Raw genomic sequence first — 11508 nt, forward strand, 5'->3', positions numbered from 1 at the left:
GCCGCTACGGTGTGGCGCTGGCGGAACCCGTCTTGGGGGGAAAGCCGGCGGAGGTGGTGGGACTTGCGGCACGCTCACCGGATGCAGTGGACAGTGCGGGCCGCCCGGCCCGACGACGCCCCGGAGATCGCCAGGATCAACGTGGACGCCTGGCAGCACTCCTACCGGGGCATCGTCGACGACCCGGTGCTGGACCGGATGCTCCCGGAGAGCAGGCTGCCCGCGCTGACCCGGGTGTTGCGGCTCCCCGAACCCAGCCGGGTGTTCGTGGCGGTGGACGATGACGGGCGGATCGGGGCGTACTGCGCGGTGGACGCCGTGCGGGAGGCGACCGACGCCCACCCCGACCTGCACACGGGTGAGCTGGTCGCGATCTACGCCGATCCTCGCTTCCACGGCACGGGCGCTGGGCATGAGGTCCACGAGGCCGGGGTGCGGCATCTGATGGACCAGGGTTTTCGGTATGCGGTGCTGTGGGTGTTCCAGGACAACGCCAAGACTCGTGAGTTCTATGAGTCGCACGGGTGGCGGCACGACGGGTTGGTGCACCGGTACGAGTTGGGTAAGCAGCACCTTCCTGAGGTCCGCTATGGCCGCTTTCTCCCAGCTCCTCGCCGCGTGTCCCGCTGATCGTGCCGATGCGTCAGCCCAAAAGCGTGTAATTGAGTTCCTCGCACACCCGTGCCAGGGGAAGGTCCAGGCCTGGGTGTTCGAGCGGGAGCAGGACGTCCGGGGCGGCGGGTAGGCCTGAGGCTGCCGGTGGGTCCCACAGGCAGACCGCCGGGTCGCCCGAGTCCATTGACGAGCGGTACCAGAGGCCGTCGAGTTCCGGGTATGCCGCGCGGATTGCCCGTGCCCATTGTTGGGTCATCGCCTTGGGGCCCGAGCTGATCTCTTGGGACGCACCCACCCTTGTCGGCCACAGGCCTGCCAGGTCCAGTAGGCGCAGGGTTCGGCGGGGGCGCAGGACCACCAGGAACGGGCTGCGGGTGCGGCGGTCGACCACCGAGGTTGCCTGGAAGACCTCGGCCACGCTCGTCCGCACCGACAGGCCGAAGTACAGGACGCCCTGGTCGTGGGCGTGGGTGGGGGAGCCGTCCGGGGCTGGGGGTTGGGTGTCGAAGCGGGCGTGGGCGAGGGGGCCGGTGTAGCGGAAGCTGTTCCAGCGTTGGGGGTGCAGGCCCTTGGCCGTGAAGATGCGGACCAGGCGGGTCGCGCGGTGCACCGCCACCACGTCCTCGGTGCGGCGCAGGTTGGCCTGGAGCACGGCAGGAGCGGGCGGCTGGGGGAGCCGTGACATGGAGATCCCGTCGGGGAGGAACGTCTGCTTACGCGGGCGTGCCCAGTTGGGCGGCCTGCTCGGTGACGCGGCGGGGGTCGCCGCCGGCGAGCAGCCAGTCGCGCGGGGACGTGGGGGTGCCCTCGACCAGGAGGTCTTCCTGCTCGGTGGTCATGAAACCGGCCACGACCAGTGCGGGCAGGTCGGTGGGGACGGCGGCCAGCACGGCCTCCAGGCCGGGGAGCACGCCGCCGCCGGCGAACTGCCACGCGGGCAGCCGCCACGAGCCGCGGTCCTTCCAGCCCACCAGGCGGCCCACACCGAGTCGGTGTCGGATGCGGCTGGTGTCCACGCCCAGTTGGCGGGCCGCCTCGGCGACGGTCAGTGCCGAGTCCCGGAGCACCGCGTGCGCCACGACGGTGCGGGCGCGTGGTTGGTCGTCGCCCGTGTGGTGCGGGCTGAGGTCGAGTCCGACGTCGGTCAGCGCGTCCCGCTGGTCGGGGGTGAAGTAGCCCGCCGGGTCGGGGTGCGGCGGGGCCAGCCGCTTGGCGGCGTCGGCCACGAGCGACAGGAACTCGTCGGGCGTGACCTGTAGGCCTGCCTTGGCCAGCACGGCCTCCAGCGCGGGACTCATGCGCACAGGGTATCCCGCGCGTGCGCTTTTGTGCGCAAGGATTCCCCGAATGTCCCAGGGGGCCGACTGTGCGCGCACACCTCGACACTGTACGTAAACGTGCGAGGTCGGGCACGGTGACCTCGGCCTCACCGGGCTGGTCGATACGATGCCGCCGGTTGACCTACTGCGGGGGTGTCAGGTGGCGGTGCCGGTACGCACGGACAAGCGTGCGCTGGGTCTGTGGTTGCTGGTGATGGCCGCGGCCCTCGCCGTCGTGCTCGTCCGCTCGGGCACCGGCCTGATCGACCTGCGCGTGTACCGGGTCGGCGGGCAGGCGTGGCTGGAGGGCGTCCGCCTGTACGCGGAGGGCTTCCCCAAGCCCCTCGACGGCCCGGCGCTGCCGTTCACCTACCCGCCGATCGCCGCGTTCCTGTTCAGCCTGCTGGCGCTGGTGCCGTGGCCGGCGGCGGTCGCCGTGTGGACGCTCGTCGGCCTGGGCCTGCTGACGGCGGTGTGCGTGGTGACGGCGCAGCACGTCCACGGGCGCGGCGAGAAGGCCGTCATGGTCGGGCTCGCCTTCGCCGCCGGGTCGCTGCTGCTGGAGCCGGTGCGCGAGACGTTGGACTTCGGGCAGATCAACCTGCTGCTGATGGGCCTGGTCGCGCTGGACTGCCTGCTGCCCAAGACGAAGTGGCCGCGCGGTCTGCTGATCGGCTTCGCGGCGGCGGTCAAGCTGACGCCGATGGTGTTCATCCTGTTCTTCCTGCCGCGCAAGCAGATCAAGCCCGTGGTGACGGCGGTCGTGTCGTTCGTCGGGTTCGGCCTGGTCGGGTTCGCGGTGGCGCCGACGGACACCAAGCAGTACTGGTTCGAGTCGCTGCTGGACCCGGGCCGCGTGGGCGGGCTGGCCTACGTCGGCAACCAGTCGCTGCGCGGTTTCGTGCACCGGCTCGGGTTCACCGGGTTCGCGGAGACCGCCGCCTGGGGCCTGCTGAGCCTGGCCGCGGTGGTGCTGGTGTGGTTCGCGGTCCGGCGGGCGCAGGACGACGTGTCCGCGCTGCTGGCGGTGGCCGCGGGCGGGCTGCTGGTGTCGCCGGTGTCCTGGTCGCACCACTGGGTGTGGGTCGTGCCCGGACTGGTCCTGCTGGTGACGGTGTCGCGGCTGTGGGCGGGCCTGGCGGCGGCGCTGTTCCTGGTCGCGCCGATGTGGTTCCTGCCGCACGAGAAGGACCTGGAGTTGACCTGGTCCTGGTGGCAGCACGTCGTGGGCAACGCCTACGTGTGGGTGGGGATCGCCGTGCTGGTGCTGCTGGTCCGCCGCCCGGTGCCGCGCCGCGAGCCCGCGCTGCTGGACTGAGCGGGGCTGGACTGAGCGGGGCTGGACTGAGCGGGGCTGGACTGAGCGGGGCTGGACTGAGCGGGGCTGGACTGAGCGGGGGCCGGCCTCCGGCCCCCGGTTCCATTGTCCCACGGGGGTACGACAGTCGAGCGGGCGTCCTTTGTGGTCAGCTGCCGCCGGTGATCAGGGCGACGGCCCGGTCGCGGGTGGGCTCGTCGACCTCGGCCAGGGCGAAGTTGCGGTCCACGATGTGCTGGATCAGGGCGGGTTCCGGGGGCAGGCCGTGCTTGCGCAGGTAGTGCGGCACCGCGCCGGCCCAGATCCAGGTGCCGTCGGTGCGGAAGTTCAGCGGCACGTCCTGCTCGCCCGGCGCGAACTCGTCCACGTCCAGGTTCCGCGCGGCCAGCACGACCGGCGCCGCCTCCAGGTAGGCCAGCAGGGCATCGCGCAGCTGCGGGTCCACGGTCTGGCGGTTCACCACGGGGCGACCGGCCTCGTCGCGGCCGTCGTAGACGTGGGCGGTGCGCAGTTCGCCCGCCGGCACGGCGTCGCCGACCGGGGCCGGCTCCACGCGCGGCGGGAGGCCGACGCGCTGGCGCAGCCAGTCCGGGATGCGCTCGTCGGATCGGGGGAACGTGCGCAGCTCGTCCTGGAAGCCGATCACCGGCGGCGCGTTGCGCCAGCGCGGCTCGTCCTCGGCGTCGAAGTCGACCGAGAAGGTGCCCGGCTGCTCGATCTCGTACACCGCGGACAGCCAGGTCCCGCGGTCGGGCTGGTACATGCCGGCGCGAAGCTGGCCGAACAGCTGCACGACGTCCATCGGCGGGCGCACCGGGCGCCACTGGCCGTCCGGACCGGCGAACGCCAGGTCCACCTCGATGTGCCGGCCGGCCGCCCGGTACTCGGCCCGCACCCGCTGCCACCCCTGCGGGAGCGCGGGCAGCATGGCCCGGCCGATCAGCCGGACGAGCTGCTGCTGCTCCTGCTCGGACAGCGGTGTGGCTGGCTGGCTCATGCGTCGAACACCCCTTCGGCTCCCCCCGCACAGTGCGCGCTGATCTTAACGTTCGCGCTGCGCGGGTGTGGTCCGGTTGGGTGAGCCGGGGGTCAGCCCGAGGTCTTGAAGCTGTCGCTGATGGACTCTTCCATCTCGCGGTACTGGTCCACCGTGTTCTTGACCTCGCGGCCGGAGGCCTCCATCGCCTCGACGGCCTCGCCGAGCGCGTCCAGGCCCCACTGCTCCACCGGGTCGAGCATCATGCGGAACGGCTGGCAGATGATGCCGTACGCGTCGTTGGGCATGCTCACGGTCCGGGCCGCGTCGATCGCGGTCTGGATGCGCGAGCTGAGGTCGGCCAGCTCCTTGCCGTGGGCGTCGAGCGTGTCCGAGACGATCTCGTAGCCGGTCATGTGGTCTCCCCCGATCGGTGGCGGTCAGCGCAGGAACGACTGGCCGTCGAAGTCGTCGTCCTCGTCCTGGCGGGGCGGTCGGCGGTGGGGCTGCGGCGGTGGCGGCGGCGCGGCGTGGCGGGGTCCGGCGGGCGGCTGGTAGTCGTCCTCGATGCCGAAGTTGATCTCCTGGGCGCGCTGCGGCGCGGCGGGCGGGTCGTCCGAGGGCGGGGCCGGGAAGTTCTTCTTGGCCTCGTTGAACAGCACGTTCGCCGTCTCGTCCCGGGTGCCGATGGTCTCGGCCATCGCCTGCTGGAGCAGCTCCGGGATGCGCGACTGCGCCCTCTGGAGGGTCCGCATGACCTCGCCGGCGACCTCGGCCATCCGCTTGGTGCCCGCGGCCTCGGCGATCTCCAGGTGCTGGAGGATGCCGTTGGACCCGATGGTGAGCCGGATCTGGCCGTCCTTGGACGCCTCGGAGATGGACAGGCCCTGCACGCGGGTCGCCATCTCCTGGTAGCGGTCGGCCTTCTCCTGGATGCTCGCCTGCCACTGCTGGAGCATCCGCTCCGAGCCGCCGATGTCCTCGGGCACTGCCACTTCCCCCTCTGGTCCCTTACCCCACCCTGACGCGCCGGCGGGTGGTCCGGTTCCCCTGTTCAGGGGCGCCGGACCACCCGTGGCGAGCGCTCAGTTCACGCCGAGCAGGTCCACGACGAAGATCAACGTCTCGCCCGGCTTGATGACGCCGCCCGCGCCGCGGTCGCCGTAGCCCAGGTGCGGCGGGATGACGAGCTTGCGCCGGCCGCCGACCTTCATGCCGGCCACACCCCGGTCCCAGCCCGCGATGACCCGGCCACCGCCGAGCGGGAAGCTGAACGCCTCGCCCCGGTCCCAGGAGGCGTCGAACTGCTCGCCGGTGGAGTGGGACACGCCGACGTAGTGCACGTGCACGAGCTGACCCGCCTGGGCCTCGGGCCCCTCACCCACGGTGATGTCCTGGATCACCAGGTCCGCGGGCGCCGGCCCGTCGTGCGGCTCGACCACGGGCTTGGTCATGACGTTCTCCTAGCGATCGGAATCGTTGCGCCCCGAGTCAATCACGTCCCCGTTCGTCCGACCGCGCGACCCACACGCCCTCGCTGGATCGGTTCCTCCGCACCCGCCTGCAAACCCGCGCAACGCACCACCGCCCCTCCTCCGTCCTCCAGCCATGACGCGATGGAGCTGGGGTAGGCGGGCGGCGGTGTTCGGCGGAGCCGCCCTGCTGGTCGGGGTGAGCGCGGCGTCGGCCGTGCCCTCCGTCTTCGACCTGCGGACGGACCAGCCGGTGGAGAACGTGCCGGTGGAACTGGTCGCCTACGACGGGTGCGGCGCCGCCCTCGACGGGCTGCGGACCGCCGCCGCGCCGCACGTCGGCGTGTACGGGCTGGGCAACAAGGGTTTCCTGTTCGCAGAGGGGGACGTCCAGTCGGCCGACGCCCGCCAGGCCGCACCGGCCGAGGCGAAGGAGCACTCCACCACCAACGTCCACGAGGCCGGTGTGGACGAACCGGACCTGGTCAAGACCGATGGCACCCGGGTCGTCACCGTCGTCGACGGCAAGCTGCGCGTGGTCGACGCGGCCTCCCGCAAGCTCACCGCCACCCTCGACCTCCCGGCCGGGTTCGCCTCGCAGCTGCTCGTCCAGGGCGACCGCGCGCTGGTCCTCGCCGGCTCCACGATGGTCATGGAACGCGGCACCGTCGACCCCGGCTTCGCCCCCGAGCAGGGCTCGACCATCACGCTGATCGACCTCAAGGAACCCAAGGTCGTCGGCTCGCTCACCGTCGACGGCCGCTACCTCGACGCCCGCCAGATCGGGGACGTCGTCCGCGTCGTCGTGCACTCCGGTCCCCGCCTGCCCTGGGTCTACCCGGACGGCGCCCGGTCCGAGGCCGAGGCGCTGCTGCGCAACCGCGAGATCGCCGCGACCGCCCCCATCGAGTCCTGGCTGCCGCAGTACGAGCTGACCGAGCAGGGCAAGCGGTCCACCGGCACCCTGGTCGCCTGCGAGCGCGTCAGCCACCCGCAGACCCACTCCGGCACCTCGATGCTGTCCGTGCTGACCTTCGACTTCCCCGGCGACCTCGGCACGGGCGACGCCGTCTCGATCCTCGCCGACGGCGACACCGTCTACGCCACGGACAAGTCCCTCTACGTCGCCGACGACCACCACCTGGTGCCCAACCAGAACCGCCCCAGCGGCGTCACGGCCGTCCACCAGTTCGACATCTCCCAGCCCGGACCGCCCAAGCACGTCGCCTCCGGCCAGGTCACCGGCAGCCCGCTCAACCAGTACTCCCTGTCCGAGCACGACGGTCACCTGCGCATCGCCACCACCGCGTTCAACGCCGCCGGCATCCCCGAGCAGCCGCCCGCGTCCCAGAGCGCGGTGAGCGTCCTGAAGAAGGACGGCGCCACCCTCAAGGAGGTCGGCAAGATCGACGGGCTGGGCATCGGCGAACGCATCTACAGCGTCCGGTTCGTCGGACCGGTCGGGTACGTGGTGACCTTCCGCCAGACCGACCCGCTCTACACCCTCGACCTGTCCGACCCGACCAAGCCGCGCAAGGTCGGCGAGCTGAAGATCACCGGCTACTCCGCCTACCTGCACCCGGCGGGTGACGGCAAGCTCATCGGCGTCGGGCAGGAAGCCAACGAGCAGGGCCGGGTCCAGGGCACGCAGGTGTCGCTGTTCGACGTCTCGAACGCCGCCGACCCGAGGAAGGTCGCGGGCCACCACCTGCCGGGCGGCTACTCCGAGGTCGAGTTCGACCCGCACGCCTTCCTGCACTGGAAGGACCTCGTGGTGGTCCCGGTCATGACCTACCCGACCGGTGAGAAGCCGGTCTTCCCGCCGACCAGCGGCGTGCTCGTGCTCCGCTTGCAGGGCAGCGCCTTCAGCGAGCTGGGCATGGTGCGGCAGAAGGGCGTCTCGGACTACGAGGGCGTGCGGCGGGCGTTCGTGGTGGGCGACGAGCTGTGGACGGCGTCGACCGCGGGACTCCAGGTCACGAAGCTGGACGGGCTGGTCCAGCAGGCCTGGATCCCGTTCACCTGACCGGCTGGTCGAGGGTCCCGGTGAGCAGGCGGTGCGCGAGGACCGTGCCGCCTGCCATCGCGGCCGGGAACACCACCAGCGCCGCCAGCGGGACGAGGCACAGCAGGTAGGTCGGCACGGCGAACCCGAGCGTGACCGCGCGGCGGCTGCGCAGCACCTTCCGCCGCACGCCCAGCTTGAGCCCGCGCCGGGTGAACGGGATGCCGGTCAGCTCGATGCCCAGCAGGGTCGCGTTCACGCACACCGCGAGCACCGGCACCACCGTCTGCCCGACGACGGGGATGAACCCGGCCGCGAACAGCGGGATCGCGCACAGGATCGCCAGCCCCACCAGGAGGATCGCGTCCCGGATGCCGACCGCCGCCGACCGCGCCCAGCTCACCTTCTGCGCCTCGGGCACGCCGCCCAGGTGCTCGTCCTCGATGGTCTCCGCGATGTGCTCGTAGAACGGCCCGCCGATGATCAGCGTGATCGCGGAGAACAGCAGCAGCCCCACGGCCAGGAACGCGCCGATGATCGACGCGCCGGCGACGAACCGGGTGGCCGTGCGCAGGGATTCGTTCCAGTCGTCGGCGAACGGGGTCGCCCAGGCGGCGATGTCGTCGATCCACACGCCCAGCGCCACGACGCTGCCGATCAGCAGCACCGTGGTGATCAGGGCCGGGATCGCGCCGATGAGCAGCAGCCGGGGCGAGCGGAACACGAGTCCGAAGCCCTTGGCCAGCAGTCCGACACCGGTGGAGAAGTCGCGCAGCACCCTGATCACCGGCGGAGCATAACCGCCGCCGCTACGCCACCGGGGCCTGCTTGCGCGACATCAGGCGGTCCAGCCACAGCGCGCCCGCCGCGAGCGCCAGGAACAGCACGGCGACGGCGGCGCAGTTGAGCAGCACGCGGCCGTAGCCGAGGGCGGTGACGTTGACGAACGGGTACGGGTACCAGTCGATGACCGCGCCCCGGACGAGCGTGAACGCCAGCCACGCCAACGGGAACACCACCGACCAGCCGATGACCCGGCCGGTGATCGCGCCGCGCGGGCCGAACGCCAGCCAGCCGATCACGCACAGCACCGGGGACATGGTGTGCAGGAGGAAGTCCGCGAACGCCGCCGCGCCGGTCAGCGCGTGCAGGCCTTTGAGGACGGTGTGGAAGACGACCCCGGTCACCGCGATGGCCAGGACGCCGTCCAGGCGCAGGGCGCGGAACAGGGTGGACGGGCGGTCCGGGTTGGCGGCCAGGAGGGCGGAGGTCACCAGGACCAGGACGTTGGACTGGATGGTGAAGAAGCAGAACACGTTGAACAGGCGTGGCCCCAGGTCGGGGAAGCGGCCGGTGGAGTCACCGGCCGTCACCAGGATCTGCACCACCAGACCGACCAGCACCACCAGGGCCGTGAACCCGAACCACCCGCGTCGAACGTCCATGATCGCGGAGGTTACCCGCGGGTAAGCCGATCCGCCCGGCCGAGCAGGTAGTCCCGTTCCGGCACGCTCGCCGTGGCCCGCGCCGCCGCCCGGTACAGCTCGACGGCCCGCGCGTGGTCGCCGGTCAGCTCGACCAGGTGCGCGCGCACGGCCGCGAGCCGGTGGTGGCGGGCCAGGCGGGGGTCGTCGTCCAGTCCGGCGAGCAGGGCCAGCCCGGCGTGCGGACCGTCGGCCATCGCCACCGCGACCGCCCGGTTGAGCCGCACCACCGGTCCGGGGGACAGGCGTTCCAGCACCTCGTAGAGGCCGACGATCTGGAGCCAGTCCGTGTCCTCGGCGGTCGGGGCCTCGTCGTGCAGCGCCGCGATCGCCGCCTGCACCTGGTACGGCCCCACGACCCCGTCCCGCAGCGCCGACTCGACCAGCGCGATCCCCTCGGCGATGCGCCCGGCGTCCCACTTCGACCGGTCCTGTTCGCGCAGCGGCACCAGCCGCCCGCCGTCGGACCGGGCGGCGGAGCGGGCGTCGACCAGCAGCATGAGGGCGAGCAGCCCGGCCGCCTCGGCGTTGTCGGGCACCATCCGGTGCAGCTGCCGGGCCAGCCGGATCGCCTCGCCGGTCAACGCCGCCCGGTGCACCTCCACGCCCGAACTGGCCGCGTAGCCCTCGTTGAAGACCAGGTAGAGGACCTCCAGCACGGTGTCCATGCGCTGCGCGAACTCGTGCGGCGGCGGCGGGGTGAACCGCAGCCCACCGGTCGCGACCTGCCGCTTGGCCCGCGTGATGCGCTGCGCCATCGTGCGCTCGGGCACCAGGAACGCCCGAGCGATCTCCTCGGTGGTCAACCCACCGACCGCCCGCAACGTCAACGCGACCCGCGCCGGCCGGGAGAGGGCCGGGTGGCAGCACAGGAACAGCAGCGTCAACTCGTCGCAGTGGTCCACCTCCACCGGCCGCGACCACTCCACCGACTCGGCTTCCTTGCAGAGCCGGGCAGCTTCCCGCCGCCGCCAGTCCAGGTACTTGCGCGAGGCCACCCGAACCAACCACCCACGAGGGTTGTCCGGCACGCCTTCACCCGGCCACTGCACCGCAGCGGCCAACAAGGCTTCCTGGACGGCGTCCTCCGCCGCACCGAAGTCGGCGCCGTACCGGAGAACGGCCGTGAGGGCCTGCGGCGCCAACTCGCGCAACAGGCCCTCGACAAGCGCACTCAAGACTCCAAACCACCCATGTCCATGACCGCCCGCACCTCAACGGCGTTGAACCGGGCGTCCGGGATCCGCTTGGCCAACTCGACAGCCCGCTCCTCGGACTCCACGTCCACGAGGTAGTACCCGGCCAGGTACTCCTTGGACTCGGCGAACGGCCCATCGGTCACCTCGGCCCGCCCGTCCCGCACCCGAACCGTGCGGGTGGTCTGCGGGTCGGTCAGCGGTCCCCCGTCCAGGTGCTCCCCGGACTCCACCATCTCCTGGGTCAACGCGCGGTACTCGGTCATCATGCCGTCCTGTTCGGACTGCGTGAGGGTGGCCCAGTTGGCGGGGTTGGACTGGATCAGCAGCAGGTACTTCATCTCAAGAGCTCCTAGGTCTCATTGCGGCCCCGACACCGAGAACGTCGGACACCACCCCCGCCGCGCGACACACTCAGCCAACTTTTTCCGCCAGATCCCGAAGATCCTTGCGAAGGTTGCGCCGCACGAACCACCCCATGAGGGGGTCCAGCAGCTTGTACCGTCCACCCCGAACCCGGATCGAAGCCAACGTGCCCTCAGGCGCGGGGTCGAACCGGTAGGTGACGTGCATGGGGAACGGCCCGGCCACGGACCGCATGTCCAACAGCGCAGGCGGCTCATGCGCCTCGACGCGGAGCACGTAGTCGATCCGCCGCCCGAGGAAGTAGGCGGTCCGAGTCACCTCGGCCCCGACCCCGAACCCACCACCGGGCGCGGGCGAGGTGAGCTCAGCCTTCTTGATCCCCTGCGTCCACTCGTGATCGTGCCGCCAGTCCATCGCGTACGCGGCCACCTCGTCAGGCGCCCGCGCAACAACCCGCCGTGCCACCACATCCATGACCACTCATCCTCCGCTCGCCCGAGCCCCTCCGCAGAGGACGTCGAACAACCCCCACCCCACGCGACACCCAACCCACCCCACATCTCACCCACCGACGACCCGTCCACCCACCCGGCCGCCGGCCGCAAGCCCACTCCACCCTCCACTCACCGGCCGCGCCGCTTTTCGCCCGCAGGGCGGGATGCTTTTCCGCCGAAGGCGCACGCCAAGCGGCAGCGACCACGGGAAGGGCCTCGGTTTCTTTCCCCGTCCGGCCTGGGCGAAGCCCAACCACGTTTCG

The 11508-nt window shown here is 71.6% G+C and carries 14 protein-coding genes; 3 read left to right on the forward strand and 11 right to left on the reverse strand.

Annotated elements, in window-relative coordinates; translation table 11 throughout:
* Positions 1–81: 81 nt before the first annotated feature.
* Positions 82–630, forward strand: coding sequence for a GNAT family N-acetyltransferase (locus WBN91_RS22130; protein WP_337726029.1), 549 nt, complete (start codon positions 82–84; stop codon positions 628–630).
* Positions 631–643: 13 nt separating this feature from the next.
* Here WBN91_RS22130 and WBN91_RS22135 read toward each other — a convergent pair whose 3' ends face one another.
* Positions 644–1300 carry an RES family NAD+ phosphorylase gene (locus WBN91_RS22135; protein ID WP_337726031.1) on the reverse strand — a complete coding sequence of 219 codons (657 nt, stop codon included), beginning with the start codon at positions 1298–1300 and terminating at the stop codon, positions 644–646.
* Between the two features lie 28 nt (positions 1301–1328).
* On the reverse strand, positions 1329–1913 hold the full coding sequence (locus WBN91_RS22140) for a DNA-binding protein (RefSeq protein ID WP_337726032.1): 585 nt from the start codon (positions 1911–1913) through the stop codon (positions 1329–1331).
* 187 nt (positions 1914–2100) lie between these two features.
* Here WBN91_RS22140 and WBN91_RS22145 point away from each other — a divergent pair, with 187 nt between their 5' ends.
* Entirely contained in the window at positions 2101–3252 is a 1152-nt protein-coding gene (locus tag WBN91_RS22145; protein ID WP_337726033.1) for a glycosyltransferase 87 family protein, read from the forward strand.
* A gap of 148 nt (positions 3253–3400) precedes the next feature.
* Here WBN91_RS22145 and WBN91_RS22150 read toward each other — a convergent pair whose 3' ends face one another.
* The 4 genes from WBN91_RS22150 to WBN91_RS22165 form a co-directional block, all read right to left on the reverse strand.
* Positions 3401–4249: a hypothetical protein gene (locus WBN91_RS22150; protein WP_337726034.1), complete on the reverse strand. Its 849-nt coding sequence runs from the start codon at positions 4247–4249 to the stop codon at positions 3401–3403.
* 92 nt (positions 4250–4341) lie between these two features.
* On the reverse strand, positions 4342–4644 hold the full coding sequence (locus WBN91_RS22155; protein WP_337726035.1) for a type VII secretion target: 303 nt from the start codon (positions 4642–4644) through the stop codon (positions 4342–4344).
* A gap of 24 nt (positions 4645–4668) precedes the next feature.
* Positions 4669–5217 (reverse strand): YbaB/EbfC family DNA-binding protein, encoded by a 549-nt coding sequence (locus tag WBN91_RS22160; RefSeq protein WP_337729398.1) that lies wholly within the window; start codon positions 5215–5217, stop codon positions 4669–4671.
* Positions 5218–5313: 96 nt separating this feature from the next.
* Complete coding sequence (locus WBN91_RS22165; protein ID WP_337726037.1) at positions 5314–5682, reverse strand: FKBP-type peptidyl-prolyl cis-trans isomerase; 369 nt, start codon at positions 5680–5682, stop codon at positions 5314–5316.
* 154 nt (positions 5683–5836) lie between these two features.
* Between WBN91_RS22165 and WBN91_RS22170 the strand changes: the two genes are divergently transcribed.
* Positions 5837–7726 (forward strand): beta-propeller domain-containing protein, encoded by a 1890-nt coding sequence (locus WBN91_RS22170; protein WP_337726038.1) that lies wholly within the window; start codon positions 5837–5839, stop codon positions 7724–7726.
* Here WBN91_RS22170 and WBN91_RS22175 read toward each other — a convergent pair.
* The 5 genes from WBN91_RS22175 to WBN91_RS22195 form a co-directional block, all read right to left on the reverse strand.
* Positions 7719–8483 (reverse strand): EI24 domain-containing protein, encoded by a 765-nt coding sequence (locus WBN91_RS22175; protein ID WP_337726045.1) that lies wholly within the window; start codon positions 8481–8483, stop codon positions 7719–7721. The genes WBN91_RS22170 and WBN91_RS22175 overlap by 8 nt on opposite strands.
* A gap of 31 nt (positions 8484–8514) precedes the next feature.
* On the reverse strand, positions 8515–9150 hold the full coding sequence (locus WBN91_RS22180) for a Pr6Pr family membrane protein (protein WP_337726039.1): 636 nt from the start codon (positions 9148–9150) through the stop codon (positions 8515–8517).
* An 11-nt stretch (positions 9151–9161) separates the two neighbouring features.
* The gene (locus tag WBN91_RS22185) at positions 9162–10367 is read right to left on the reverse strand and encodes an RNA polymerase sigma factor (RefSeq protein ID WP_337726040.1); all 1206 of its coding nucleotides are present in this window, start codon (positions 10365–10367) and stop codon (positions 9162–9164) included.
* The gene (locus tag WBN91_RS22190) at positions 10364–10726 is read right to left on the reverse strand and encodes a YciI family protein (protein WP_337726041.1); all 363 of its coding nucleotides are present in this window, start codon (positions 10724–10726) and stop codon (positions 10364–10366) included. Before WBN91_RS22190 ends, WBN91_RS22185 begins: the two co-directional genes overlap by 4 nt.
* 73 nt (positions 10727–10799) lie before the next feature.
* Positions 10800–11225: an SRPBCC family protein gene (locus WBN91_RS22195; RefSeq protein ID WP_337726042.1), complete on the reverse strand. Its 426-nt coding sequence runs from the start codon at positions 11223–11225 to the stop codon at positions 10800–10802.
* Between the last annotated feature and the right edge of the window lie 283 nt (positions 11226–11508).

Origin of the sequence: Saccharothrix sp. CCNWYY140 (genome assembly GCF_037401995.1) — a bacterium.
Lineage (GTDB): Bacteria > Actinomycetota > Actinomycetes > Mycobacteriales > Pseudonocardiaceae > Actinosynnema.